Origin of the sequence: Streptomyces sp. NPDC050485 (genome assembly GCF_044458185.1) — a bacterium.
Taxonomy (GTDB): Bacteria; Actinomycetota; Actinomycetes; order Streptomycetales; family Streptomycetaceae; genus Streptomyces.
The window spans coordinates 480,943-507,195 of the sequence record NZ_JBITHR010000001.1; the positions used below are offsets into that span (position 1 = coordinate 480,943).

General features: G+C 69.8%; 17 protein-coding genes. 8 read left to right on the forward strand and 9 right to left on the reverse strand.

Annotated elements, in window-relative coordinates:
• Positions 1-75 precede the first annotated feature (75 nt).
• Positions 76-297, forward strand: a complete 222-nt coding sequence (locus ACIBK6_RS02120; RefSeq protein WP_399047948.1) for a hypothetical protein — start codon at positions 76-78, stop codon at positions 295-297.
• Positions 298-549: 252 nt separating this feature from the next.
• Positions 550-1,005 carry a carboxymuconolactone decarboxylase family protein gene (locus ACIBK6_RS02125; protein WP_399047950.1) on the forward strand — a complete coding sequence of 152 codons (456 nt, stop codon included), beginning with the start codon at positions 550-552 and terminating at the stop codon, positions 1,003-1,005.
• Positions 1,006-1,149: 144 nt separating this feature from the next.
• On the opposite strand, the gene ACIBK6_RS02130 is transcribed toward ACIBK6_RS02125, so the two are convergent.
• The 3 genes from ACIBK6_RS02130 to ACIBK6_RS02140 form a co-directional block, all read right to left on the reverse strand.
• Complete coding sequence (locus tag ACIBK6_RS02130; protein WP_399047951.1) at positions 1,150-2,334, reverse strand: acyltransferase family protein; 1,185 nt, start codon at positions 2,332-2,334, stop codon at positions 1,150-1,152.
• 426 nt (positions 2,335-2,760) lie between these two features.
• Positions 2,761-4,293, reverse strand: a complete 1,533-nt coding sequence (locus ACIBK6_RS02135) for an FG-GAP-like repeat-containing protein (RefSeq protein ID WP_399047953.1) — start codon at positions 4,291-4,293, stop codon at positions 2,761-2,763.
• Positions 4,294-4,512: 219 nt separating this feature from the next.
• Positions 4,513-4,911: a hypothetical protein gene (locus tag ACIBK6_RS02140; protein ID WP_399047954.1), complete on the reverse strand. Its 399-nt coding sequence runs from the start codon at positions 4,909-4,911 to the stop codon at positions 4,513-4,515.
• A gap of 517 nt (positions 4,912-5,428) precedes the next feature.
• Between ACIBK6_RS02140 and ACIBK6_RS02145 the strand changes: the two genes are divergently transcribed.
• From ACIBK6_RS02145 to ACIBK6_RS02160, 4 genes are all read left to right on the forward strand, one after another.
• A complete protein-coding gene (locus ACIBK6_RS02145) occupies positions 5,429-9,331 on the forward strand; it encodes a polymorphic toxin-type HINT domain-containing protein (protein WP_399047956.1) in 3,903 nt (1,300 codons plus the stop codon).
• Positions 9,328-9,837 (forward strand): hypothetical protein, encoded by a 510-nt coding sequence (locus tag ACIBK6_RS02150; RefSeq protein WP_399047959.1) that lies wholly within the window; start codon positions 9,328-9,330, stop codon positions 9,835-9,837. The genes ACIBK6_RS02145 and ACIBK6_RS02150 overlap by 4 nt, the downstream gene beginning before the upstream one ends.
• A 662-nt stretch (positions 9,838-10,499) precedes the next feature.
• Positions 10,500-12,335 (forward strand): glycoside hydrolase family 3 protein, encoded by a 1,836-nt coding sequence (locus ACIBK6_RS02155; protein ID WP_399047960.1) that lies wholly within the window; start codon positions 10,500-10,502, stop codon positions 12,333-12,335.
• Between the two features lie 118 nt (positions 12,336-12,453).
• Positions 12,454-13,119, forward strand: a complete 666-nt coding sequence (locus tag ACIBK6_RS02160; RefSeq protein WP_399047962.1) for a hypothetical protein — start codon at positions 12,454-12,456, stop codon at positions 13,117-13,119.
• 158 nt (positions 13,120-13,277) lie between these two features.
• On the opposite strand, the gene ACIBK6_RS02165 is transcribed toward ACIBK6_RS02160, so the two are convergent.
• The 6 genes from ACIBK6_RS02165 to ACIBK6_RS02190 form a co-directional block, all read right to left on the reverse strand.
• Positions 13,278-14,684, reverse strand: coding sequence for a S28 family serine protease (locus ACIBK6_RS02165; protein WP_399047964.1), 1,407 nt, complete (start codon positions 14,682-14,684; stop codon positions 13,278-13,280).
• A gap of 123 nt (positions 14,685-14,807) precedes the next feature.
• Positions 14,808-15,185 carry a hypothetical protein gene (locus ACIBK6_RS02170; protein ID WP_399047966.1) on the reverse strand — a complete coding sequence of 126 codons (378 nt, stop codon included), beginning with the start codon at positions 15,183-15,185 and terminating at the stop codon, positions 14,808-14,810.
• A gap of 161 nt (positions 15,186-15,346) precedes the next feature.
• Positions 15,347-19,093 (reverse strand): ABC transporter ATP-binding protein, encoded by a 3,747-nt coding sequence (locus ACIBK6_RS02175; protein ID WP_399047967.1) that lies wholly within the window; start codon positions 19,091-19,093, stop codon positions 15,347-15,349.
• A 98-nt stretch (positions 19,094-19,191) separates the two neighbouring features.
• Positions 19,192-20,862 (reverse strand): thiamine pyrophosphate-binding protein, encoded by a 1,671-nt coding sequence (locus tag ACIBK6_RS02180; protein WP_399047969.1) that lies wholly within the window; start codon positions 20,860-20,862, stop codon positions 19,192-19,194.
• Positions 20,862-21,830, reverse strand: coding sequence for an agmatinase (gene speB, locus ACIBK6_RS02185; RefSeq protein ID WP_399047970.1), 969 nt, complete (start codon positions 21,828-21,830; stop codon positions 20,862-20,864). Before speB ends, ACIBK6_RS02180 begins: the two co-directional genes overlap by 1 nt.
• A 50-nt stretch (positions 21,831-21,880) precedes the next feature.
• Entirely contained in the window at positions 21,881-23,368 is a 1,488-nt protein-coding gene (locus ACIBK6_RS02190) for a sodium:solute symporter (protein WP_399047972.1), read from the reverse strand.
• 189 nt (positions 23,369-23,557) lie between these two features.
• Between ACIBK6_RS02190 and ACIBK6_RS02195 the strand changes: the two genes are divergently transcribed.
• Together ACIBK6_RS02195 and ACIBK6_RS02200 are read left to right on the forward strand one after the other, a co-directional pair.
• Positions 23,558-25,153 (forward strand): PucR family transcriptional regulator ligand-binding domain-containing protein, encoded by a 1,596-nt coding sequence (locus tag ACIBK6_RS02195; RefSeq protein ID WP_399047974.1) that lies wholly within the window; start codon positions 23,558-23,560, stop codon positions 25,151-25,153.
• A gap of 121 nt (positions 25,154-25,274) precedes the next feature.
• Positions 25,275-26,213 (forward strand): GDSL-type esterase/lipase family protein, encoded by a 939-nt coding sequence (locus tag ACIBK6_RS02200; protein ID WP_399047975.1) that lies wholly within the window; start codon positions 25,275-25,277, stop codon positions 26,211-26,213.
• Positions 26,214-26,253: the final 40 nt, after the last annotated feature.

Below are 26,253 nucleotides of genomic sequence, written 5' to 3' on the forward strand. Positions count from 1 at the left end.
TGTGTGCACTGTTCAGCGTACGGAACGTAACCGCACCCTGTAAGCGGAACAGCACACAGCGTGAGAGGCAGTGGCATGGGAGCGCACGACGTGGGGGCATACGTCGCCCACACGGGCACCGACGTGTACGGGCCCGGCAAAGTGATCGGCGCCGACGGGGAATGGCGGCGGGTCCGGTTCGTCTACTTCGTCGCGACGATCGCCGTGCGCGATCTGCGCACCGCCTCTGCGCAGGAGGAAGGACAGGTACGCGCATGGCTGACGCAGAAGGCGGTCCGGCACGGGGGCCAGTGGTAGCGGGCCCGCCGCTCGCGTTGCGGGTGTCACGGGACGGCGGGCGGACGTGGGAGCCGTACGTCATGCCCCGGCCGGGGCTGGACCCGGGGCCGCTCGACTCGGCCTTGCGGTACCCGCCGTGCGCGTGCCCGCGCTGCGGGAGTGAGTGACGAAAAAATTTCGGGGCGGGCTGTCACACTCCCGCCCCGGCGCGTGTCAGGGCAGTGAACGCGAACGAAGCACCACCCACTACACAACACAGGAGCCACTGCCATGCAGGCACGTATCACGAACCCCGCCCAGGTCCTCCCCGGCGCCATGCCCGCCATCCTCGACCTGATCAAGGCCACCAAGGAGGGCGGGGTGCCCGAGTCCACCCTGGAGCTGGTGCACTTGCGGGCCAGCCAGATCAACGGCTGCGCCCCGTGCGTCTTCGGCGGGATCGCCAGCTCGCGCAAGCACGGCGTGAGCGAGGACAAGCTGGCCACGGTCGTGGCGTGGCGGGAGGCGCCGTACTTCAGCGACGACGAGCGGGCCGCGCTCGCGCTGGCCGAGGCGTCCACCCGGCTCGCCGACCGTGCGGACGCGGTGCCGGACGAGATCTGGGACGAGGCGGCCCGCCACTTCGATGAGAAGGGGCTCTCGGCGCTGGTCCTCATGATCGCCGTGACCAACCTCTTCAACCGCCTCAACGCCACGACCCGCCAGGTCGCCGGCGCGACCTGGTAGCGGGCGGCCGCGCGGGGAGCGAATCCATGAAGCTCACCATGTGCGCGGCGAGCAGCGGGATCGGCCGCCTGCCCCTCCAGCAGGCGGTCGCCGCGGGCCACGACTCAGCCAACCCACACCCCGCCGCGCACGTTAAGGATCAAGCTAGGACACTCCCGCTGCCGTCGGCTCATGGGTGCGACTGGGTGAGGGCGCGCGTTCGTGTGCTGGCGATGAGGGCTGGGTGGAGGCAATGCGGGCGCGTCGGCGGGGTGGGGCTACGTGCTGGCGTACATCGTCGATGCCGCGGCGCATGACGTTACGGAGCCATATGCCGAGGGGGCGTTCGATGAGGCGGTGGATGAGCCATGCGGTGGCGAGCATGACCGCGGTGATCGCCGCGACCAGGGCGGGGGCGGGGATGCGGCCCTGGTAGTGGTGGATGAGGGTCATGCCGATGTTCATGTGGATGAGGTAGAGCGGGTAGGTGAGCGCGCCTGCCGTGGTGAGCCACTTCCACTGGATCTTGTCGAAAACGCCGAGGGCGATGGCGCCGACCACCACGAACGCGGCGATGATGATCAAGCGGGCGGGCCAGGTGGGCAGCGTGTCCGAGACGGCCTTGCCCAGGTTGGAGGCCATGCGGTAATCGATGTACCGCTGGGCGAGCAGCAACTGCAGGATCACGATGGCCCACAGTACGGCGTTGGGCCGGTAGCGGCGCATGAGGTAGAAGGCGATGCCGGCGATGAAGAACGGGGCGTACTGCGGCATCGCGAACGCGGTGAGCAGGGGGGTACCCATGACCGGGGCGAGCGCGGCGGCCGCGGTCCATATCCCGCAGAAGATCAGGCAGTTGCGGTAGGTGACGCCGCAGATCACGACGACCGACATCAGCAGATAGAACTTGAGCTCGACGAAGAGCGTCCAGTAGACGGGGTCGACGTCGGGGGTGCCGTTGCCGCTCTGCAGCATGGTCAGGTTGGTGATCACCGAGTCCCAACCGCGTATGGAGGTGAATTCCGGCCACATCTTGATGACCAGCGAGGTGAGCAGGATGCCGACCCAGTAGGCGGGGAAGAGCCGGGATATGCGGGAGACGGCGAACTCTCCGGCGGTACGGCCCCACACGCTCATGCATATGACGAAGCCGCTGATCAGGAAGAAGACCTCCACGCCGAGCCACCCGTACTGGGCGAACTTGTGGGCGGTGGGGAAGATCGTCCCAGTGGAGTGGCCCCAGGGCCGCGCCAGCGCGACGTAGTGGTAGAAGACCACCATCAACGCGGCGAACAGCCGGAGCCCGTCGAGCGCGGCAAGCCTGTTCCCCGAGCGGCGCTCGGCCATCATGCAAACCCCCGCAGCATCCTGGTCAGGGACGCCATAGATCGAAGTGAATCACAGGTTGTGAAGTACCTGTGAGTAAGTTGTGTGCCGCTCATATTCGCACGTGGCACCCAGGTGGCCGGTCCATCTGTGCGTGGCTCTAGCCACACATCGGCTCATGGAAGAGGGGCCAGGCGACGGCATCCGCTCAACGGACCCGCAGGATCCGGCACAGCCGCTTGACGCCGAAGGCGCCTCGGTGATCGTCGGCAGACTGGAAGGGGCGCCTCACCAGCTGGTCTCGGCCGCAAAACGCTTCGCGGCCCTCCGCACTCGCCAGGGTGGCCGCCGAGGATTTCACGGTCATCCTTCCAGAGCTACGCGGTGCTGCCGGGCCCGGGAAAATCTTGCCGGGCCCGGCACAGGGGGCTTCTGCGAGTGCGTGCGATGTCAGGCGATATGGATCACGGTGCCCCAGGTGTTGCCGCCCCATACGGGCACACCGTCGGTGAGGCCACCCTTGCCGTTGCCCTTGTACAGGTGCAGGGTGCCGTCGCTCCAGATGGCCATGAGGTCGGCGATGCCGTCCCCGGTGTAGTCGCCTGCGGTCATGTCCTTGACGGTGCCCCAGGTGTTGCCGCCCCATACCGGGACGCTGTCGGTCACCTGGCCGTCGCCCTTGCCCTTGTAGAAGTGCAGGGAGCCGTCGCTCCACACCGCCATCAGGTCGGCTATGCCGTCGCCGTCGAAGTCACCGCCGGGCAGCAGCTTGACGGTGCCCCAGGTGTTGCCGCCCCACACCTGGACGCCGCTGGCGAGCTGGCCGTCGCCCTTGCCCTTGTAGAAGTGCAGGGAGCCGTCGGTCCACACCGCCATCAGGTCGGCTATGCCGTCCCCATCGAAGTCGCCCGCAGTCATCTGCTTGACGGTGCCCCAGGTGTTGCCACCCTCGGTGACCGTGATGCCGTCGGTGAACTTGCCCTTGCCGTCACCCTTGTACAGGTGCAGGGTGCCGTCGTCCCAGATGTCCATCAGGTCGGTGACACCGTCGTTGGTGAAGTCTCCCTTGGCGAGCTGCCGGGTGCTCTTCCAGGTCGTGCCGCCGAGCTGCGCGATGTTCGCGCCGCTCAGGCCCTTGGCCTTGTCACCGGGGTACACGTGCAGGGAGCCGTCGCCCCAGATCGCGGCCAGGTCGGCGATGCCGTCACCGGTGAGGTCGTCCTGGGCCCGGAAGGCGGTCTGCTGGATCCAGGCACCCAGGTCATCGACCCGGACATCAGTGGCGCTGGTACGCGTCTCGGCAGGATCGTTGCCCAGGCAGCCGCCCTGCCAGGACAGCGAGTTGACGGCGACGAGCTCGGGGGTGGTGCCGTTCATGCGCACAGCCGGGCTTCCCGCATCCCCCTGGCACAGCACGGCAGTGTCCGAACCGTTCAGATTCACCGAACTACCGGAAGCCGAAGCGACGGTGAACACGCCACTGTGCAGTTGGTTGGGCACCCACTCGGTCTTGGTCCTGCCAAAGCCCAGGGAGGTCAGCGTCTCGCTCGTGGCGGCCGGCTGGGCCGCGATCTGCACCGGCTTGATTTTCGGGTCCAGGATGCGCCGGGCCAGCTTGACCATCACGACGTCCCGGTCGGTGCGCGGCACCAGCTCGACAGCCTCCTGCACGCTGCCGCCCGCCTGCGACAGGTCCGCGCGCCCCACGGTCACGGTCGTCTTCACGGCGGGCTTGCCTGCCTGCGCGGGCTTGCCGTCGATCGTGAAGCAGCTGGCTGCGGTGATGACCCATTGCGGGTCAACCAGCGCGCCGGTGCACGCCGTTGCCTCGCCGATGTTGAGCTTGGCGGTGAATGCATAGCTACCGCTGGCGGCATCACTGCCAGTGAGAGCCGAAGCAGGAACGGCGGTCGTGAGACCGAGACCCACCGCAGCGGCGAGCAGGGCGGTCGTCCACGCAGCGCGCGAACTCTTGGCAGGCATGGTGATCCTTTTGGATGTTGGTGGTACGGAGGAGCGCCGAGTGGGGTGCCGCAGGGGACTGCCCCGAGGGCGAGACGGCCTTTAAGTCGGCTGCCGCTGTGGGGCCGCGGTGTCGCGGCCGCATCCAGGTGCACGTTCGGCCAGACCAACTGGCAAGCTGAGCCACTGGTTGCCCGGGCTGGTGCTCGCGGCGGCGTTGTTCCGCGCGAAGTTGTTCGGTCAGCCGGTAACGCGGAGTTCGACCAAGGCAGAGCGCTTGCCGATGCCACCGGTCTCACCGACCGGGGTGTGCTCAGGCGTCGCTGCGCCGGGCTCTTGGGCGGGGGCGTCTACGACGGACCGTTCACCGTCCGTCTTGGCCGTCAGGGTGGCCCTGACCGGGTGGTTCTTTGTCCAGATGGCGTAGGTGTCGGGTAGTTCCATGGTCAGGTAGCCCTGCTTGGAGCTGACTGCAAAGCAGAAGAAGACTCCGCCGGTGCGGGACTCGACCTGGATGTCCCACGCCGAGTCGCAGTCGGTCAGCAGGACGTGTCCGTCGCCGCGCTTCAGGGTGATCTTCTTGTCCTGAAGGACCTTCGCCGCATTGGGGTAGGCAAAGGTTTCCGCAGCCGACGGCATATCACCAGCCGTTGCGGTCACAGCCGTTGGAGCTGCCGCGTGAGGGGCGGCCTGCGCCACGGTGAGCGCGGCAAGTCCGGCAGAGGACGCGACAACACCCATCACACCCGAAATAAGTGCCTTGCGGGCACGAGATATCGACACGAAGTCCTCACAGTCGTGGATGCATGGGCACATGAGAAACCCATGAGTTTTACGTAAGTAAAACATATGTAAGATCACGTTCAGCGCGCCCCCAATCAGGCTTGACCAGGGGGTGTTGCGGCTGGCAGGGGGGCGACTGCCGCGTCTGACGAGCCGTAATTTCGCAGCCACGCTTACATCTGTCCCCTACTGCCGAGTCAGGTATGTCCTGATTTCGCCGCGTTCTGCGGGTGGGCCGCCGCAGCGAACCGCGCCCCGTCTGAAAGGAACAGAGCAGGTGAAATACCCACTGCGCTCCGCGAGAGCGCAACGCACCCCGGCGACACGTACACCCTGGCGAGGGCACCTCGGTCGGCGAGTCATAGCCGCCGGAGTGCTACCCGCCGCACTGACGGCTGGGCTGCTTGGAGGCACACCCGCAGCCGCGTCTGACGACCTCGATGCGGCGGCCTTCCGCGGCCAAGCCGTCGAGTTGTGGGAGACCGGCGGCGCGGGAACCAAGGAAGAGGCAGAGAAAGCGCTTCTGGGTTCTGACGAGGACATCAAACAGTTCCTCACGGACGCGCCCACTATCCAGGCTGTTGACGACCGGGTAACGGTCAGCCGGATCATCAACGCGGGTGGCCTGCAGGTCCGGGAGGCGGCGAAGAAGGCCCTCGCCTCCAAGAACCCGGATGACCTGGCCGCGTTCATCAGGGATGGCTGGAAAGACCCGCTGCAGGTGGACCGGCGCGTCGAGGTGTCGCGGCTCATCAACCTCGGCGGCCCTGGCGTCCAGGACGCAGGCAAGGCGGCTCTGGAGGGCACCCCGGAGGACGTGGCCAAATTCCTGGCGGAGGGACAGTACGACGCCAGGAAGGTCGACAACCGGGTCAAGGTCTCCCAACTGATCTACTCCGGCGGCCCTGCGATGAAGGCAGCCGCCAAGATCGCCCTGCAGGGCACCCCGGAAGACGTCCAGGAGTTCCTGGAGATCGGCCAGTTCACGGCGCGTAACCGCGACCAGGAACACGCCACCATCGCCCAGCTCAACGAGCAAGCTGTGGAGGCCGGCAAGCAGGCGGACGACGCGACGAAGGCTTCCCAGGAAGCCTCGGCCAAGGCGATCGCCGCATCCGAGTTGGCCAAGGCAGCAGCCGACACTGCCGCGAAGGAAACCGTCGCGGCTAAGGGCGAGGCCAAGCAGGCCAGCGCCAAGGCGATGCAGGCTGCGGAGGCGGCGAAGGCCGCGGCCGCCGCCGCGCAGACCGCGATCGACGCGGCGAATGCCGCTAACCGTTCCGCCCGTATCGCCGCCTTCGCTGCCGCGCAGACCGCGAGCGCCGCGGCCGCTGCCGCGAGCGCGGCCAACGATGCCTATAGGGCCTCGATCGCCGCCCTCGGCGACAAGAACAAGGCCGAAGAGGCCAAGAACTACGCCAAGAACGCCCGCATGGCCGGTGCGCTCGCCAGGGCATCGGCGCTCGCTGCCCAGCAGGCGGGCAAGGCGTCTCTCGCCGCCGCCGCCGCCGTCAGCGCGTCGAAGAGCGCGACCGACAATGCCAATTCCGCGGCAGCGTCGGCCGACGAGGCCAACGCGGCGGCCGAAGCCGCCGGGGTCCACTCGGGCGAAGCCGCTGCTGCCGCGGCGGAGACCCGCCGCCACGCCAAGGAAGCCAACCGCGCTGCCAATGCCGCTGAGGCGCTGGCGACCAAGTCCGCGACTGCCGCCTTCGAGGCGCGCGACCATGCGAACGCGGCCGCCACGCACGCGGAGAACGCCGCAGCCGCCGCAGAGGAGGCCGCAAAGTACGCGGGCGATTCCTCCAAGGCGGCCGCTGAGTCGACCAAGCAGGCCGACAAAGCGAAAGAGGCCGCCGACGCGGCCACTGCCGCAGTCGCCACGGCGAAGAAGGTCTTCGCTATCGCCCGGGAAGCCGAAAGCGAAGAGCTCGCCACCCGGACCAACGCGGCCATCGAGCGTGCGAAGTCCAATAGGGCAGCCGCCGACGACTTCACCAGGCAGCTGGCCAAGGTCGCCCTCGAAGACACCGCCATCACCAACGACGCCGCCGCACTCGCCGCGGATGCAGACAAGCCCGGGGCCGACACCAAGGACATCGCTGCCAAGGGGCGCGCCGTCGCGCTGCGCGCGCTCAAGCACTACGGCTCCTGGCGCCAGGAAGCTGCCGCCCAGGCGCTATCCGGCACCGACACCCAAGTACTCGGCTACCTCCGCACTGATGCCAAGAAGGCGGCCGCAAACGAGGTGCGCCAGCAAGTCTCGGACCTCGCCTCGGGCAGCCCCTATGAGGCGGTGCGTACGGGTGCCACGAACGTGCTGAAGGGCAGCGACCAGCAGGTCCGTGACTTCCTGGCCACCGGGCAGTACGAGGTGGCTTCAACCGACTATCGGGTGTTGATCTCGAAGATCAGCAATGAGGGCGGCCCGAGTGTGAAGGAGGCCGCCAAGGCCGCACTCGTCGATGGCAGCGCCAAGGCGCTGGCCGCCTTCCTCAACAGCGGCCAGTACCAGGCACGCAACACCGACGAACGCGTCATCGCGACCAAGCTCGCCGCCAGTGGCGGCCCCGAAGTCAAGGGTGCGGCCATGGCAGCCCTGCAGGGGCCGGCCGACGAACTGCACATCTTCATCCAGGCCGGCCAGTACATGGCCGACCGTAAGGACCAGCTCACCAACAATCACGTCGCCCAGGTTCAGCGTCTGATCAACGAAGCGGACGGGATCGCTGCCACCGCTCAGAAGAACCGGTGGCTCGCCGCCAAGGCAGCAGCCGAGGCGAACCAGGCCAGCAGCGATGCCAACCAGGCAGCAGCCGAGGCCGACAGGAACGCCAAGCTCGCCGCGGGTTACGCCGACGACGCCAAGACCTCTGCCGACCGGGCCGAAGCCAGTGCGAACCAGGCTGCCAAGTCCGCCATCACCGCACGAAACGCCGCCGACGCCGCAGATCGCGACGCAGCAGCCGCAGCAGAATCCGCAGCCCAGGCCTCATTCTCCGCGAGCTACGCTCGAGCCTCCGCTCAGGAAGCCGACAGTGCCGCAGCCGACGCCAAGGCCTCGGCCTTGGAGGCGGGGAAGAGCTCCGGTGAGGCCAACGCCATCGCCTCTGAGGCGTGGGCCGACGTGCTGACGAAGCGACAGGCGGAGGAGGCGGAGGAGCGTCGGCTCGCCGAAGAGCAGCGCAAGCAACAGGAACAGAGCAAGCCCAAGACGCACGAGTGCATTCAGTTCGCCAGCCGGGACAGCCTCGCGCCTTGCAGATACGACGAGAACGCCGTCATCGTCGTCCCGACCACCGATCCTGCCCTCGCCAAGCTCCTCCTCCAGGGCGGCATGGAAGTCCTCGGCGTCAACGACCTTCTCGACTGCGTGAACGACCCCACCATCGGGAAGTGCGCCCTTGCCGTAGCGGGCGTCCTCCCGGTCGGAAAGCTCAAGCTGCTCAAGAAGGCCGCCGACGGCGTCGAGGACATCGCCGAGGCGTCACGCGCGAGCCGGATCATCAAATGCGCTACATGCTTCCTTGCCGGAACGAAGGTTCTCATGGCGGACAAGTCCGCGAAGAACATCGAATCGGTAAAAATCGGCGACAGGGTGGTCTCGACAGACCCCATATCCGGTAAGACCGAACAGCAGGAAGTATCCGACCTGATCATTACGGACTATGACAAGAGCTTCAACAAGCTCACCATAGCCACCGATCGCGGGAGTGAACTGCTCACCGCCACACGGGAGCACCCTTTCTGGTCCCCATCGGAAAGCAAATGGGTCGAGGCCGACAGCCTTCAGCGCGGAATGACCTTGAAAACTGCCGACGGCAGTGCAGCGGAAGTTCAGTCCAACACATCGTTCACCGAGCGTGCCCGGACCTACAACCTGACAGTCGACAGCCTGCACACCTACTATGTGTTCGCGGGGCATACGCCGGTACTGGTCCACAACGAGGTTTGCGGAGTCCGCGTATCCCCCATGGCCTCGGACTGGGCAACGAAGGGCGCGCATCTGCACTTCGGTGCAGACGAGGTCCGCGTATTCGCCAACGAATCCGGTGGGCTCGGGGCCAAGCCGCTCAGAATGAGCAATGGATGGGCATCCGACAAAAGCGTTCAAAAGGTTCTCGATACCCTCAATGCCAGCCCCGAACTCCGCGAGGATCTGATCGCGAAGGCCAGTGAGGCGATGGCCGAGATGAACAAACACAACTGGGGCAACGAAAAGAATCGTGCGGCCGAAATGAGTCGCCTGATTAACGCACTGAAGAAGATGAGATGAACGGACAAGAATTTATCGCGAGAGCAATCGAAACAGGGTCGGTATTCGATTTCTCCATCGGAGGAAAGCTGGCTCTGGTCGAGAAGAAGATCACTCTCGACTACATTGAGGAGATTCAAGGTCGTCGAGGTGCAAGAACCCTTCGGCGAGACTACGGGCTCTTCGAGGCTACCTTTGGCGATGAGTCAGAATGGGTGTGCCGGTCCATCATTCTGGAACTCCACCGACTCGCCTCCATGCCCGACCTTGCGGACAAGATCAGAGAGCTGACAGGCGTCGATCTCGCACCTTATACGGCGTGGACGGATGTAGAGGACGAGCTCCAACGCCTGGCCAGCCGCCAGCCGTTCGACCCGTCAACCGTCACGCAGGAGTACAGAACGTACCGATCAAGAAAGACAGGAGCTACTGTCCATGTGATCGACGATCCGTCCTCAGAACGCGGCGTATATCCCGGGTACGGCGATGTTTGGAGTCTGGATATCGTAGACCCGAAATTCCTGTGAGGAGATGCCGGGTGGAAATCATGCCTCGGATCCATATGTAGCCAGGCTCGCTGATATTCCCCCCGCAGGCCCTCAGGAGTCGACGTCTCGTCGGGCGTAGCCTCGACCTGCTCGACGAACAGCCCTCGCAATTCAAGTAACGCCCCTTGGTCGAGATTTACCTCGACCAAGGGGCGTTATCTGAACCGTTCGATAGGGACTCAATCATCTGAGAGGATCGGGTTACGGCACGCCACTCCCCCTGAACTGCCCTTCTGCAACGGCCACTTGACGGAACGTTCTTGGCCCAACGAGCACAACTCGCTGAGCCAAGCTGTTCGTGCGTACAGGGGCGGCGCGCCGCTGCCGGACATGGCATTGCCCTGCCGTTTGCGGCACGCTGCCGCCGGGATTCGACCACGAAGGCCGGAACCCTCCCCGGCCCACCCCCGTCCAACCCCCGTTCTGCCGGTGAGTCTCCGCGGAGCGGTGACGGCCGCCTGTGGCCGGCAGGACGCCGTCACCGGTGCCGCCCCCTCCCATTGCGCCGGTGGCGGCGCCCCTCCCCCGGCCACGCCGGGCGGCTTTGTGCGCATACCCTTGACTGGCAATAACTTTCCGGATATCGGTTCGCCTTGGAAGTTTCTTCCACTTCCCTGGGTACACCGCCGGAAGGAGCGCACGTGCAGCACCGCACCTCCAGACGCAGCCTCCTCACCACCACCGCCACAGCGGCCGCCATCGCCGCCCTCGGCCCCCAGCTCCCCGCCCACGCCGCCGAGGAAGAGAACGAAGAAGCCCCTGTCGCGGCCACCGATGCGCGGCTGCGCGCGATCGTCGCCCGCATGTCCGTCGAGGAGAAGATCGGGCAGCTCTTCGTCATGCGGGTGTACGGGCACTCCGCGACCGACCCCGACCAGGCCGACATCGACGCCAACCTCCGCGAGATCGGCGTGCGCGACGCCGCCGAGCTCATCGCCAAGTACCACGTCGGCGGCATCATCTACTTCACCTGGGCGCACAACACCCGCGACCCGCACCAGATCGCCGAGCTGTCCAACGGCATCCAGGCGGCCGGTCTCGCCCAGCGCACTCCGCTGCCGCTGCTCATCGCCACCGACCAGGAGCACGGCACCGTCTGCCGGGTCGGCAGACCGGCCACGCTCTTCCCGGGCGCGATGGCCGTCGGCGCCGGCGGCTCGGTCCGCGACGCCCGCACCCTCGGCCGCATCTCGGGCGCCGAACTCGCGGCGATCGGCATCCGGCAGGATTACTCCCCCGACGCCGACGTGAACGTCAACCCCGCCAACCCCGTCATCGGCGTACGCAGCTTCGGCGCCGACCCCGCCGCGGTGGCCTGCCTGGTCGCGGCCGAGGTGCGCGGCTACCAGGAGTCCTCCGTCGCGGCCACCGCCAAGCACTTCCCCGGGCACGGCGACACCAGCGTCGACAGCCACACCGGGATCCCGGTGATCACCCACAGCCGCGCGGAGTGGGAGCGGCTCGACGCGCCGCCGTTCAAGGCCGCGATCGCCGCCGGGATCGACGCGATCATGACGGCCCACATCCAGTTCCCGGCCCTCGACCCGAGCAACGACCCGGCGACGCTCTCGCGCCCCATCCTGACCGGCATCCTGCGCGAGCAGCTCGGCTTCGGCGGGGTCGTCATCACCGACTCGCTCGGCATGAAGGGCGTACGCGACAAGTACGGCGACGACCGGGTGCCCGTGCTCGCCCTCAAGGCGGGCGCCGACCAGCTGCTCGACCCGCCGAACCTGGACGTGGCCTGGCACGGGGTGCGCGCCGCCGTGGACAGCGGCGAGCTCACCGGGACCCGGCTCGACGAATCGATCCTGCGCATCCTCCGGCTCAAGGACAGGCGCGGCCTGTTCGCCCGTCCGTACGTCAGCGCCCGGGGCGTGGACCGGACCGTCGGCACCCGCGCGCACCTCGCCGCCGCCGACGCGATCGCCGAGCGGACCACCACCCTGCTCGCCGATCCGCACCGGCTGCTCCCGCTCTCCCGGCGGCGCCACCGGAACCTCCTCATCGCCGGCGCCGACCCCGTGTCACCGTCCGGCACCACGGGCCCGCCCACCACCGTGCTCGCCCACGCCTTCACCGAACTGGGCTTCCGTACAACGGTGTTGCCCACCGGCACGCTGCCGACCCAGACGCAGATCGACGCGGCCGTGGCGGCTGCCGCCGGGCGGGACGCAGTGATCGTCGGCACCTACAACGCGGGCGCGGGCGGCGCCCAGAGCAGGCTGGTCGCCGCGCTCGGGGCGACCGGCGTGCCGGTCGTGCACCTCGCGATCCGCAACCCGTACGACATCGCGTACCTCAGCGGGTACGCCGCCTCGCTCGCCACCTACTCCTGGACCGATGTCGAACTCCGGGCCGCCGTACGGGTGTTGGCGGGCCGGGCCGAGCCGCGCGGCCGCCTCCCGGTCGCCGTCCCGCGCGCCGGTGATCCAACGCAGGTGCTGTACCCGATCGGCTATGGACTGTCGTACTAGACCTACGCCGAAGACCCCGCCCAGTCCCCCCATCGGGCGCAAAGCCCCCGGACGCCTGGCGCGTTCGCGCTCCGGCAGGTCACGCTTGAGGTGTATCCGGGGGGTTCTGGGGGGTCGTATGCGTACGTACCGTTTGCGGCGGCATGCTCTGTCGGCGTGCCTGCTGCTGCTCGTGCCGCTGGGCTCCGCCACGGCGTGCCAGAACGCCGCGGGCGGCTCGGCGGCCGAGGGCAAGCTGTCGGCCGCCGAGTCGCCCGCGGCGAGCCCGTCGCCCGACCTCGCGGCGACGTTCCTCGCGACCGGTCACTGCGCCTCGCGCGAGGGGGCGGTGGGCGACACCAAGGACTTCCACGAGGTGGCGTGCACCAGTGAGCGGGCGGTGGCGCGGGTGCTGGTCCGGCGCGACGGGGCGGTGGCGAAGGGAGCGGCGGTGTCATGCCCGCTCAACACGGACTTCGTGCTGTACGTCGCCGAGAGCCGGCCTTCGGCGGACGAGAACGGTGACGGCAGTGTGTCGCGCGGCTATGCGTGCATGCGCAACCTGGAGGCGCCGCATCCCGGTGACCCGGGGATGGGGGGTGGGCCTTACACGGTGGTCGGGGACTGTGTGTACGACGCGGGGGCGGAGCTGGTGAAGGAGACTCCGTGCGACGGGTCGGGGCGGGCGCCCCAGTTCAAGGTGGTGTCGGCCGTGGCCCGCCGGGCGGACTGCCCTTCGGGCACGGTGCTGTACGTCCAACTGACGGGTGGGGAAGGGGTGGTGGGGTGCGCGCGACGGCTCTGAACTTTCCCCACCCCGCCCCTTCCCGCTGTGACATTTTGCGGCTCCGCCGCGTGGGGGGCTCCGCCCCAGACCCCGCTCCTCAAACTCCCCCAAGGCCTCAAAGGCCAGGGGGGACCCCCATGAGGGGCTAGAAGTTGGAGCGGAGCAAAATCCAGGTCCTACGGGTGCAGGGCGGGCTCCCTGTCGGCGACCTGCACATCCAGCTTCGCGTCAAACGGCGCCTGCGGCTTCGCCGGGGCGTCCGTGAGGCCTGCCCAGCGGAGGATCGAGGACGTGGCCGACGCCTTCTCGTTCGCCGCCAGCATCGAGACCTTCGAGCCGTGGTTGCCGCCCGCGACCGTGTAGACGTACGAGTCGCGCGCCCCCGCCCCGAGGCCGAACCGCTCCGCACCCCACGGGTCGTTCTGCCCGTAGACGTACAGCATGTGATCGGCGTGGTGGCGCACCCAGGTGTCGATGTCCCGCATCACCCACGGCTGGAACCGCATCGGGATGTCCCGCGGCACGAAGTTGCGCGGCGGCTGGTAGCCGTACCGGCTCAGGCCCCCGAGCCAGGGCTGCTTGATGGTGGGCGAGCCGAGCTGCGTACCGGCCTGGTAGTAGTAGGCCGTGTACGGGGCGAGACCCTGGTCGGTGTAGAAGGAGAACCCGGAGATCGTGTCGACCGAGTCCCAGATCGCCTGGTCGGTGGCGTGCGCCGCATCCGCGGGGATCGTGGAGCAGTCCGCCAGCAGGTGGTACTGCCAGAAGCCCCAGACGTAGTCGAGCACGACGGCCTCGTACGCCTTGTCGAGCGTGCCGACGGTGCCGAAGGTGTAGCCGTTCGCGGCCGCGTAACCCTGGTACTTCTTCTCCAGCGGCGTCCGGCGCACCAGCGCCTCGCGCTGCACGCCCTCCAGCTTGTCGCGGCAGTCCTTGGTGCCGACGGTCTCGAAGAACCGGTCGTAGGCCGAATCCTCGTTGTTCACCACGTCGTTGGGGGCCACGTACGCGACGACGCCGTTCATGTCGTGCGGGTAGAAGCGCTTGTAGTACGTGGCGGTCATGCCGCCCTTCGAACCGCCGGTGGTCAGCCAGTTCTTGGTGTAGACGGGCTTCAGGGCCCGGTAGATCGCGTGCTGGTCACTGGCGGCCTGCCAGATGTCGTCCTTGGACCAGTCGGCGGGCGTCGGCCGCGACGGCGAGAAGAACCGGTACTCGACGGAGACCTGGTTGCCGTCCACGATCTGCGTCGGCTCGCTGCGGCCGGGCGTCGTGGAGACGTTGTAGCCGCTGGTGTACATGACCGTGGGCCGGTCGGTGTCCTTGTGCAGCAGGGTGATCCGCTGCTGGAAGGTGGCCCGGTTGTACGGGTTGTGGTGGTCGACCTGCTGGGTGAAGTTCAGTACGAAGTAGCGGTAGCCGCTGTACGGCTTCTCCTCGATCAGGCTCATCCCGGGTATCGCCAGGATGCGGTCCTTGATGTCCGGCTCTGCGGCGGTAGCCGCGTTGGCCGTGGCTCCCGCCGCGGTCATCGTGCCTATCAGCACGACGAGCGACAACAGCCATCTGAGCGCCTTGCGCATTCACCCTCCCCTGTGCGGCCCCTGTGGGCACGGAACACGTGCCCGTGAACCTAGCGGGGGCAACACCCGCCCCGCCAGACCCAGTTGACCTTCACGGAAGGTGCGCGTCGGGCGCGCGGGGGCTCAGCAGACCCAGCCGGTGTCCGCCGAGCTCCCGGCTATCGCCCCGGTGGCCCGTACGCAGCGGTTGCCGGAGTGCACGGTGATCGGGCCCGCCAGTTTCGTATAGCTGCCCGAGTCGGCGGCCGGGGCGCCGCCGCGGGCCTGGATCGTCACCGACATCTGGCGCCTGGGGCCCGGGTTCTTGGCGGCGGCCACCGCGCAGGCGTACCCGTTGCCCTTGTACAGCCGCAGCTCGCCCGTGCTGAACCCGACCGTCTTGACGGGACGCCCCGCACACGCGGCCGCCGCGTCCGCGCTGCCGCTGACCGGTCCGAACACGACGAGCCCGCCCGCCGCCGCGAGCACGGCGACCGCCGGCCCGAGGAGCTTCCTGTCCACAACCCCACCGAACACGCTTGCACCCTTCCGCCACCTGAGCGTATGTGGGGTGGGACGCAGAAGGCCGCGCGACGGTTCTCGGACTGCGGTTCTCACACTGCGGTTCTCGGACTGCGGTTCTCGGACTGCGGTTCTCAGACCGGGTTCTCGCACCTCGGTTCTCACACCGCCGCCATCGACTCGCCCTCGTCCTCGGCCTCGGCCCGGCCGATGAAGGTGCGCCACAGGCGCGCGTACTGGCCGTCAAGGGCGAGGAGTTCGTCGTGGGTGCCGTCCTCGGCGACCCGGCCGTGGTCCATCACGATCACCCGGTCCGCGCGGGCCGCCGTCGTCAGGCGGTGGGCGACGACCAGCGTGGTGCGGCGACCGCTGAGCCGGTCCGTGGCCTGGTTGACCTGGGCCTCCGTGGCGAGGTCGAGCGCGGCGGTCGCCTCGTCGAGCAGGAGGATGTCCGGGTCCACAAGCTCCGCCCTGGCCAGCGCCATCAACTGCCGTTGCCCCGCTGACAGGTTGCGCCCGCGCTCGGCGACCTCGTGGAGGTAGCCGCCGTCCAGGGTGGCGATCATGTCGTGCGCGCCGACCGCGCGGGCCGCGGCCTCCACCTGGGCGTCGGTGGCCTCGGGGCGCCCGTACGCGATGGCGTCCCGGACCGTGCCCTCGAAGAGGTACGCCTCCTGCGGCACCACGCCAAGCCGGTGCCGGTAGGCGGTGATGTCCAGGTCGCGCAGGTCCGTGCCGTCGGCGGTGACCCGCCCGCCCGTCGGATCGTAGAAGCGGGCGACGAGCTTGACGAGGGTGGACTTCCCGGCGCCGGTCTCGCCGACGAAGGCGACGGTCTGCCCGGCCGGTATCCGCAACGCGACGCCGGACAGCGCCTCTTCGTCGTCGCCGTACGCGAAGTCGACGTCCTCGAAGGCGATGTCGCCGCGCAGCGACGGCACGTCGAGCGGCTCGGCGGCCGCGGCCGTGGACGTCTTCTCCTGGAGCAGCTCCTGGATCCGCTTGAGCGAGACGGCCGCCTGCTGGTAGCCGTCGAAGACCTGCGAGAGCTGCTGCACGGGGGCGAAGAACAGGTCGATGTACAGGAGGTAGGCGACCAGCGCGCCCGTGGTGAGGGTGTGGTTGTCGACCCGGCCCGCGCCGACGATCAGCACGGCCGCCGCGGCCACCGAGGAGAGCAGCTGCACGAACGGGAAGTAGACCGATATCAGCCACTGGCCACGCACCCGGGCCTGCCGGTAGTGGTCGCTGCGCCCGGCGAACCGCTCGGCCCCGTCGTGCTCGCGGCGGAAGGCCTGCACGATGCGCAGCCCGGACACCGACTCCTGGAGGTCGGCGTTGACGGCGCTGACCCGCTCGCGGGCCAGTTCGTAGGCCTGCACGCTCTTCTTGCGGAAGAAGTAGGTGCCGACGACGAGCAGCGGCAGCGTCGCGAAGACGACGAGCGCCAGCTGGATGTCGATGACGAGCAGCGCCACCATGATGCCGAAGAAGGTGACGACGGAGACGAACGCGGTGACCAGGCCGGTCTGGAGGAACGTGGACAGCGCGTCCACGTCCGTCGTCATGCGGGTCATGATCCGGCCGGTCAACTCCCGCTCGTAGTAGTCGAGTCCGAGCCGCTGGAGCTGCGCGAAGATCTTCAGGCGCAGGGTGTAGAGGACGCGTTCGCCGGTGCGTCCGGTCATCCGGGTCTCGCCGGTCTGGGCGAGCCACTGGACGGCGACGGTGAACAGCGCGAGCCCGGAGGCGGCCCACACCGCGCCGAGCGCGAGCCGGGTGACGCCCTGGTCGATGCCGTGCCGGATGAGGACCGGCAGGATCAGCGACATCCCGGCATCGACGGCGACCAGGAGCAGGCTGACGAGCAGCGGGAGGCCGAAGCCGCGGAGCAGCCTGCGCAGCCCGTAGGAGTCCTCGGCCTGGACGGCCTTCGCCTCGTCGATGCCGGGGGTGTCGGTCGCGGGCGGCAACGCCTCGACCTGGGCGAGGAGTTCGGGGGTGGCCGGCATTCCGCCGGTGGCGGCCGATTCGGGCTTCTCCTCGCGTACCCACAGCTGCGGGGTGATGCCGCGCTCGGCGTCGAACTCCGCGTCGAGTTCGTCCCGTACCCAGTGGTCGTCGTCCTCCAGGGCCGGGGCGGACGGGAGGTGGCCGGGCGATACGGCGCCGAGCTCGTCGGGGTCGGTGAGCAGCCGGCGGTACAGGGCGCTGTCGCGTTCCAGTTCCTCGTGGGTGCCGATGGCGGCGAGCCGGCCGCCGTCGAGGACGGCGATGCGGTCGGCGAGGCCGAGGGTGGAGCGGCGGTGCGCGATGAGGAGGGTGGTGCGGCCCGTCATGACCGACTTCAGGGCCTCGTGGATCTCGTGCTCGACTCGGGCGTCGACGGCCGAGGTCGCGTCGTCCAGGACCAGCAGGCGGGGGTCGGTGAGGATCGCGCGGGCGAGTGCGACGCGCTGGCGCTGGCCGCCGGAGAGGGTGAGCCCGTGCTCGCCGACGGTGGTGTCGTACCCCTCGGGGAGTTCGGCGATGAACCGGTCGGCCTGGGCGGCGCGCGCGGCTTTCTCGATCTCCTCCTGGGTCGCGTCCGGCTTTCCGTACGCGATGTTGGCGCGCACGGTGTCGGAGAACAGGAAGGAGTCCTCCGGTACGAGTCCGATGGCGGCCCGCAGCGAGTCGAGGGTCAGCTCGCGCACGTCGTGGCCGCCGACCAGGACGGCGCCGTGCGAGACGTCGTAGAAGCGGGGCAGGAGCAGCGAGACGGTGGACTTCCCGGAGCCGGAGGAGCCGACGACGGCGACGGTCTCGCCGGGGCGGATGTCGAGCGAGAACCCGTCGAGGACCGGCCGCTCGGCGTCGTACCCGAAGCTCACGGCGTCGAATTCGACGGTGGCGGGGGCGTCGGCCGGGAGCTCCTTGGTGCCGTCGGCGATCGACGGCTCGGTGTCGATGAGCTCCAGGACCCGCTCGACGCCGGCCCGGGCCTGCTGTCCCACGGTGAGCACCATGGCGAGCATCCGGACCGGCCCGACGAGCTGGGCGAGGTAGGTGGAGAAGGCGACGAACGTGCCAAGGGTGATCTCGCCGCGGGTGGCGAGCCAGCCGCCGAGCGCCAGCATCGCGACCTGACCGAGGGCGGGGACGGCCTGGAGGGCGGGGGTGTAGCGGGAGTTCAGCTTGATGGTGCGCAGCCGCCCGGCGAAGAGCCTGCGGCCGACCTCGCGGAGCTTGCCGGTCTCCTGGTCCTCCTGCCCGAAGCCCTTGACGACCCGGACGCCGGACACCGCGCCGTCGACCACGCCCGCGACGGCGGCGGCCTGCCCCTGGGCGTACCAGGTGGCGGGGAACAGGCGGGTCCGGCTGCGCTTGGCGATGAACCAGAGCGCGGGCGCGACGGCGAGTGCGACGAGGGTGAGCAGCGGCGACAGCCAGGCCATGATCACGAGCGAGATCACGAAGAGCAGGACGTTGCCGATGGTCATCGGCAGCATGAAGAGCAGGCCCTGGATCAGCTGGAGGTCGCTGGTGGCCCGCCCGACGACCTGCCCGGTGGACAGCTCGTCCTGCCGCCGCCCGTCGAGCCGGGTGATCGTGCGGTACATCTCGGTGCGCAGGTCGTGCTGGACGTCGAGGGCGAGGCGCCCTCCGTAGTACCGCCGGATGTAGGTGAGCCCGTACACCACGACGGCGCAGGCTATGAGCAGCCCGGTCCAGACGGCGAGCGAGCGCGTGTGGTGCCCGATGACGTCGTCGATGACCACCTTGGTGATCAGCGGGACGAGCGCCATGACGGCCATGCCCACCAGCGACGACCCCAGCGCAAGGACCACATCGCGCCGGTACCGCCAGGCGTACCCGGTGAGCCTGCGCGCCCACCCCTGCTCCGCAGCCCGCTCAGCCGACGCCACCGATGCCTCCCGTTGTTCCAGCCCTACCGCAAGGCCCAACACGCGGGCCTGCGGATTTCATCCCGGCGCAACAAATACGGGACCTGAGGCCTAGGACCTCACAGGTGGGTCGGCGCGAACATCTTCAGGAGGGCGGGCAGTACGACCACCGAGGGGCCCGGGGCTGCCAGTGCCTTGGACAGGTCGGCGCAGAGGGTGTCCGGGGTGGTGCGGACGGCGGGGACGCCGAAGGATTCGGCGAGGGCGACGAAGTCGGGGCGGGCCAGTTCGGTGGCCGTGGCCTCGCCGAAGGTGTCCGTCATGTATTCGCGCAGGATGCCGTAGCCGCCGTCGTCCACGATCAGCCAGGTGACCGGGAGCCCGTACTGCTTGGCCGTGGCCAGTTCCGCGATCGAGTACATCGCGCCGCCGTCGCCGGACACCGCGAGGACGGGCCGGGTGCGGTCCGCGGCGGCCGCGCCGAGCGCCGCCGGGAAGCCGTAGCCGAGGCCACCCGCGCCCTGCGCCGAGTGCATCGCGCCGGGCCAGGCCGACCAGGCCCAGTAGGCGAGGATCGTCATGTCCCAGAAGCTGGGGGTGCCGGCCGGGAGTGCCGCGTGGACGGCGGCCAGGATGTCCTGCTCCGCGCCGAGGTCCTGCCCGTCGATACGGGCGCGGACCTGCGCCAGTACGGAACGTACCGACTCGGCCGCCGTCGGGTCCCGGCGCTCCGGGACCGTTTCGAGCAGGGCCTGGAGGGCGATGCGGGCGTCCGCGTGGATGCCGAGCGCCGGGTGGTTGGACTCCAGCTTGCCGAGGTCGGCCTCGATCTGGACGATCCGGCCCCGGGGGCTGAACGTGTGGTAGTTGGACGAGAGTTCGCCGAGGCCCGAGCCGACCACCAGCAGGACGTCCGCGTCCTGAAGGAAGTCCGTGGTGTGGCGGTCCTCCAGCCAGGACTGGAGCGAGAGCGGGTGCTCCCAGGGGAAGGCGCCCTTGCCGCCGAAGGTGGTCACGACGGGCGCGTCCAGCTTCTCGGCGAGCGCCAGGAGCTTGCCCGAGGCGTCGGAGCGTACGACTCCGCCGCCCGCGATGATCACCGGGCGGGCCGCCTTCGACAGCAACTCGGCCGCCACCGCGGTCAGTTCGGGGCGCGGGAGCAGGTCCTCGGGGTAGGCGTCCATGGCCGTGACGACGGGCAGCGCCGTCTTCGCGAGCAGCACGTCCTGCGGGATCTCCACCCAGACCGGACCGTGCGGGGCGGTCAGCGCCGACTCCCAGGCGGCCGCGATCGCGGAGGGGATCTGCGACTGGCTGCGGACGGTGTGGACGGACTTCACGATGTCGCGGAAGGACGCCTTCTGGTCGCGGAGCTCGTGCAGATAGCCGTGCCGCCCGCCGCCAAGTCCCGCCGTGGGCACCTGACTTGAGATGGCGAGGACCGGCGACGAGGCGGCCGCCGCCTCCTGGAGGGCGGCGAGCGAGGTCAGCGCGCCGGGGCCGGTCGAGAGCAGCAGCGGGGCCGCCTCGCCGGTGATCCGGCCGTACGCGTCGGCCGCGAACCCGGCGTTGTTCTCGACCCGCAGTCCGACGTAGCTGAGGTCGGAGCGGCGCAGCGCGTCGAACATGCCGAGCGCGTGCTGGCCGGGCAGCCCGAACACGGTGGTCGCGCCGAGCCCGGCCAGCGTCTCCACGACCAGGTCACCGCCGTTGCGTCCGGCGGGAGGGTGCAGCGCGGCCGCGGTCTGGGCCGCGGTGGGGCGCAGGACGATGTCGTGGTCGTGGGTCATCAGGCGTTCCGGGAGGCCGCGATCTGGCGGGACATGATCGTGGTGAGCTCGTACGCGGTGTGCGAGGCGGCCACGCTGGTGATCTCGGCGTGGTCGTAGGCCGGGGCGACCTCGACGACGTCGGCGGAGACCAGGTTGCAGGACGCGAGGCCGCGCAGGATCTCCAGGAGTTCGCGCGAGGTCATGCCGCCGGCCTCGGGGGTGCCGGTGCCGGGCGCGTGGGCCGGGTCGAGGCAGTCGATGTCGATGGAGATGTACAGCGGGCGGTCGCCGATGCGCTGGCGGAGCTGGTCGGCGACCTCGTCGGCGCCGCGCCGGTAGACGTCGGCGGAGGTGACGATGCCGAAGCCCATCTTCTCGTCGTCGGTGAGGTCCTGCTTGCCGTACAGCGGGCCGCGGGTGCCGACGTGGGAGAGCGCCTCGGTGTCGAGGATGCCCTCCTCGACGGCCCGGCGGAACGGGGTGCCGTGGGTGTACTCGGCGCCGAAGTAGGTGTCCCAGGTGTCGAGGTGCGCGTCGAAGTGGAGCAGGGCGACCGGCCCGTGCTTCTTCGCCACCGAGCGGAGCAGCGGCAGCGCGATGGTGTGGTCGCCGCCCAGCGTCATCAGGCGGGCGCCGGTGCCGAGGAGGTCGTCGGCGGCGGCCTCGATGGTGTCGACGGCCTCGTTGATGTTGAACGGGTTGGCCGCGATGTCACCGGCGTCGGCGACCTGGGCGAGCGCGAAGGGCGAGGCGTCCTGCGCCGGGTTGTACGGGCGCAGCAGGCGCGAGGCCTCACGGATGGCGTTGCCGCCGAAGCGGGCGCCGGGCCGGTAGGAGACCCCGGAGTCGAAGGGCACACCGACGACGGCGACATCGGCGGTGCCGACCTCGTCCAGGCGGGGCAGCCGGGCGAAGGTCGCGGGTCCGGCGTACCGCGGGATGCGGGACGAGTCGATCGGACCGCACGGCGTTTCGTTGCTGCTCATCTCAATTGCCCTTCGTTTTTTCAGCGTTTGTGCGCTTTATCAGTGTGACTCTAGCTGTGCGCCGGCGCCGCGTCGGCGGCCGGTTCGGTGGGGTAGGGGCCGGCGTCCGGCCCGGGGTTCCGTCCCGCGAGCTGCTCGCGCCAGCGGGCGAGCACCGCGGCGTCGGTCGGCTTCGTCGCGTACGACACGAGGACGTACGCGAGCAGCGAGGCGAGCAGTCCGTAGTAGACGGGCTCGTTGGCGAGGATGCCGTACTTCGCCATCAGGGCGACGACCGCGAGGCCGCCGACGACGACGGAGGCGAGCGCGCCGGACGCGGTGCCGCGCTTCCACAGCAGCCCGCCCAGGATCGGCACGAGCAGCCCGCCGACGAGCAGGTCGTAGGCCACCGTCAGGCCCTCTACGACGCTGCTCAGCCGGGTCGCGATGACGATCACGGCGAGACCCATGATGAGGATGAAGACGCGGTTGCCCCTGACCTCGTCGTGGTCCGCCCGGTCGCCCCCGGCCCTCCCTCGCAGCCGCGCCCAGATGTCGTTGTTGGCGACGGTGGCCGAGGCGATCAGCGCGCCGGACGAGGTGGACATCACGGCGGCGAGGGCGGCCGCGAGCACCAACCCCCGTACGCCGATGGGGAGTTCGTCCTTGACGATGGTGGCGAAGGCGTCGTCGGCGCTGCCGAGCGCCGGGTAGAGGACCTTGGCCGCGGTGCCGATGACGGCGCCCGCGACCGCGTAGAGCAGGCAGTAGGTACCGGCGACGGTGCCGCCGAGGCGGGCGGTCCTGTCGCTGCGGGCGGTGAACACCCGCTGCCAGATGTCCTGCCCGATCAGCATGCCGAAGGTGTAGATCAGGACGTACGTGAAGATCGTCTCGCCGCCGATGCCGAGCGGGTCGAAGTACGTGGTGGGCAGTTTCGCCCGCATCGCACCGAAGCCGCCGGCCTTGACGACGGCGATGGGCAGCAGCAGGAGCAGCACCCCGATGGTCTTGACCACGAACTGCACCATGTCGGTGAGCGTGATCGACCACATGCCGCCGAGCGTCGAGTACGCGACGACGATCGCGCCGCCGAGGATGATCGCCACGGTGCGGTTCAGGTCGAACAGGACGTCGAAGATGGTGGCGTACGCGATGGTCGAGGTGACCGCGAGCATCAGGGTGTAGGCCCACATCACGACGCCGGAGATGAGCCCGGCCCGGCCGCCGTAGCGCAGGTCCAGCATCTCGGAGACGGTGTAGACCTTCAGACGGGCGATGCGGGCGGAGAAGAAGACGCTGAGCGCGAGCAGTCCGAGCCCGATGGTGAGCACCATCCACGCACCGGACAGGCCGTACTTGTAGCCGAGGCCCACACCGCCGATGGTGGAGGCGCCGCCGAGCACGATGGCGGCCATGGTGCCGGAGTACATGGCGGGCCCCAACCGCCGCCCCGCGACCAGGAATTCGCTCTTCGACTTGGCGCGGCGCATGCCCCACCAGCCCATCGCCAGCATCCCGGCCAGATAGACGACGATCACTGTGTAGTCGACGGCCATGCGGGGGCCCTCCTTCGCGCTCACTCGGTGGCGTGTCGTGCAGGGGGAATCGAGGTTCCGTCGGCTCTTCGCGGGGACATCCGCCCGTACCCGCGGCCGCCGGTCGGCACGACCTTAGGTGGCCGGAAAGCAACGCTGAAGTGTACGTTTCCTACACACCCGACGCTGCTGATGGATGGATCGTCCACCATGCCGGAACCGACCGCTGCGCCCACTCCCCCCACTCCGCCCATCGCGCTGGCCGCCCTGCTCGCCCGCGCCGACCTCGGGCTGCGGCAGATCGCCGGGCCGCCGGACGCCGAGATCCGCTGGGTGCACACCTCGGAGATGGCCGACCCGTACCCGTATCTGCTCGGCGGCGAGCTGCTGATGACGGCGGGCGTGCAGCTCGCCGACCCCGACCGCTATGTGTCCCGGGTCGTGGCGGCGGGGGCGGCGGCACTGGGCTTCGGTCTCGCGCCCGTGTACGAGGCGGTGCCGCCCGCGCTGGTCGAGGCCTGCGAGCGGCACGGGCTGCCGCTGGTCAAGGTGCCGCCGCGTACGACGTTCTCGGGGGTGGCCCGGGCGGTGTGGCTGCTGATGGCTCGGGCGCGGGACGAGGAGGTGCGGCGGGTCAGCGAGGCGCAGCGCGCGCTGGCCGCGGCGGCGGGGCGGCCGGATCCGGTTCCGGCGGTGCTGCGGGTGCTTGCGGGGCGGCTCGGGGGGTGGGCGTCGCTGGTGACCCCGGAAGGGGCGGTGCTGTACGCGGCGGGGCGCGAGCCGTCCGATGCCGGGCTGGGCGCGGTGCGGGGGCTGGTGCGGGTGGTGGCGCCTTCGGCGGACCTTCCCCACCCCGCCCCTTCCCGCAGCGACACCATGCGGCTCCGCCGCGCGGCCCCGGCGGATGGTTCGTCGGCCTCGGGCCGGTGGGCACGGGGCTCCGCCCCGGACCCCGCTCCTCAAACGCCGGAGGGGCTTGATTTGGCATCCCCAGCCCCTCCGGCGTTTGAGGGGCGGGGTGGGGGGATTCCGCCGAAGGCGCTGACTGCCACCGACTCCGTCGGCGACACCCACCTCGCGGCCTACGCCCTCACCGGCCCCCGAGGCCTGACCCTCGCCGTCGCGACCCCCCACCGCGACCCCAGCGACCACACCATCGCCGGCGTCGCGGCCGTCCTGCTCGCGCTGCTCACCGCCGAGCGGCCGGGCGCCGACGAGGCCGCCCGTTCGGCCGCGCTGGTGCGGCTGCTGCTCGACGGCCCGGCGAGCGAGGTGGCGCCCCTGCTCGGCGAAGGACCCTGGGTCGTCGTGCACGCCCGGGGCACGGGCACCCCGCCCGACCTCGCGACCCCGCTGACCGACGCGGGCGAACACCTCGTACGGGCCCTCGTGGCGGCGGACCGCGAGGTCGCCCCGCACTCCGGCTGGATCCTCGGCGTCAGCGCCCCGGCCGCGCTCGACGGGCTGGCCGTCGCCGACGCCCAGGCCGCCCGCGCCCTCGAACGCGCCGAGGCGAGCCGGTCGGGGCTCGTGCGGCACCGGGCGGGCGGGTTCGCGGCACTGGTCGACCCGGCGGAGGCGGCGGCGTACGCCCGGACACTGCTGGCACCACTCCCCGGCCCGCTCCCCGAGACCCTGCGCAACTGGCTCTCCCTGCACGGCAATTGGGACCGGACGGCGGTGGCGCTGGGCGTGCACCGCAACACCGTGCGGCAGCGGATCGCCCGGTGCGGGGCGCTGCTCGGGGTGGACCTGGACGACATGGACGTACGCACCGAACTGTGGCTGGCACTGCGGCACATCTGAGGACAGCGGGCACCGGGAGGGCCGGAAGGCGGCTCGGCCAGGCCGTTGACCAGGCCGTTAGGGTGACTTGATCACCCCTTGTGATCGCTTCTCCGAGTCCAGGAAAGGCCGCGTAGTTCACGTGACCGCAGCACGCCCCCACGCCCTCTTCTCCTTCGGCACCCTGCGGGACGGGCGGGTCCAGACCGCCCTCTTCGGCCGGACCGTGCCCAGTACGCCGGCTTCGCTGGCCGGCCACACGACCAGGCCCCAGCCGATCACCGACCAGGCCGTGATCGACGCCAGCGGCCTCGACGTGCACCTGACGCTGGAGCGGAAGATCGGCGCCGAGGTCGAGGGCTCCGTCCTGCACCTCACCGACGAGGAACTCGCCGCGGCCGACGCGTACGAGGTGGACGACTACGCGCGCCGCCGGGTGCTCCTGTCCTGCGGGGAGCAGGCCTGGGCCTACCTGGACGCGAACCCGCTGCGCCCGGCGGCGCGGATCGTGATCGTGGGCGACAGCATCGCGTACGGGCGCTGCGATCCGCGAGGCGGCTGGGCGGCGCACCTGGCGGCCGCCCACATCGCCCGGAACGAGACCGATCACCGGGTCTTCAACCTGGCCATACCCGGCAGCACCCTGCGCGACGTCAGCGAGCAGACCCCCGCGCTCCTCGCCCCCCGCCACCCCGACACGCTCCTGGTCGCCGCCGGCATCAACGACTCCGCCGTGCCGCTCACAGCCCCGGGGACCGACGAGAGCCGGCTGACACACATCCCGGACAGCCTCGGGGCGCTGGCCGCCACGGCCCTGACCCACAACGCGCGCCTCGTGGTGGCGGGCCCCGTCTGGCTGGACGAGGAGCGCACCCGCGACTACGAGGGCCTGCGCTTCACGCGGGCGCGGGCACTGGCCCTGCGCGAGACCCTGCGGACCTGGTGTGCCGAGCACCACATCGACTTCCTCGACCTGTGGGAGCCGCTGCGCGAGGCCGGCCACCTCCTTGTCGACGGCCTGCACCCCACCCCCGAAGGCCACCTGGCCCTCCACCGGCACCTTGACGCCCCGGTCCGCTGAACGACCGCGCCGGGTGGCTCAAACGTGGGGCGGCTCACTC

What these genes read in the sequence shown, in the direction of transcription:
- ACIBK6_RS02125 (WP_399047950.1), top strand. Translation starts at nt 550, where the DNA reads ATGCAGGCACGTATCACGAACCCCGCCCAGGTCCTCCCCGGCGCCATG.
- ACIBK6_RS02130 (WP_399047951.1), bottom strand. Translation starts at nt 2,334, where the DNA reads ATGATGGCCGAGCGCCGCTCGGGGAACAGGCTTGCCGCGCTCGACGGG.
- ACIBK6_RS02180 (WP_399047969.1), bottom strand. Translation starts at nt 20,862, where the DNA reads ATGACCCACGACCACGACATCGTCCTGCGCCCCACCGCGGCCCAGACC.
- speB (WP_399047970.1), bottom strand. Translation starts at nt 21,830, where the DNA reads ATGAGCAGCAACGAAACGCCGTGCGGTCCGATCGACTCGTCCCGCATC.
- ACIBK6_RS02140 (WP_399047954.1), bottom strand. Translation starts at nt 4,911, where the DNA reads ATGCCGTCGGCTGCGGAAACCTTTGCCTACCCCAATGCGGCGAAGGTC.
- ACIBK6_RS02165 (WP_399047964.1), bottom strand. Translation starts at nt 14,684, where the DNA reads ATGCGCAAGGCGCTCAGATGGCTGTTGTCGCTCGTCGTGCTGATAGGC.
- ACIBK6_RS02160 (WP_399047962.1), top strand. Translation starts at nt 12,454, where the DNA reads ATGCGTACGTACCGTTTGCGGCGGCATGCTCTGTCGGCGTGCCTGCTG.
- ACIBK6_RS02135 (WP_399047953.1), bottom strand. Translation starts at nt 4,293, where the DNA reads ATGCCTGCCAAGAGTTCGCGCGCTGCGTGGACGACCGCCCTGCTCGCC.
- ACIBK6_RS02195 (WP_399047974.1), top strand. Translation starts at nt 23,558, where the DNA reads ATGCCGGAACCGACCGCTGCGCCCACTCCCCCCACTCCGCCCATCGCG.
- ACIBK6_RS02190 (WP_399047972.1), bottom strand. Translation starts at nt 23,368, where the DNA reads ATGGCCGTCGACTACACAGTGATCGTCGTCTATCTGGCCGGGATGCTG.
- ACIBK6_RS02150 (WP_399047959.1), top strand. Translation starts at nt 9,328, where the DNA reads ATGAACGGACAAGAATTTATCGCGAGAGCAATCGAAACAGGGTCGGTA.
- ACIBK6_RS02120 (WP_399047948.1), top strand. Translation starts at nt 76, where the DNA reads ATGGGAGCGCACGACGTGGGGGCATACGTCGCCCACACGGGCACCGAC.